Annotated in this window: 1 protein-coding gene; it reads right to left on the bottom strand. The window is 39.9% G+C overall.

The window, feature by feature from the left end:
• The coding region (locus tag SB725_RS31890; RefSeq protein WP_410923451.1) for a hypothetical protein at positions 1–263 on the bottom strand (263 nt) is incomplete at both ends.

Below are 263 nucleotides of genomic sequence, written 5' to 3'. Positions count from 1 at the left end.
GTCTAAGACTTTGACCAGACCATTGAGATCCAAGTTATTTAGCACGATACTCAAATAACGATGAATGGACTCTCTTTGAAAGTTTCGTCCAAGCCCATGCTGTAGCAGTTTATCAGACAGCTTGTTGTACATATCAGAGTCTAAATTGCGATAACACAATACTTCGATATAGTCAGCAATATCATTCAGACCCATTAACCGGGCAAATGGCACATAAAAATCCAAGGTTTCTTGAGCTGTAGTGCGCTGTTTTTCAGGACGTA

It is taken from the genome of Pseudomonas sp. SIMBA_041 (genome assembly GCF_046535095.1).
GTDB lineage: Bacteria > Pseudomonadota > Gammaproteobacteria > Pseudomonadales > Pseudomonadaceae > Aquipseudomonas > Aquipseudomonas mucoides.
This window is presented reverse-complemented; position numbering and strand designations above follow the sequence as displayed.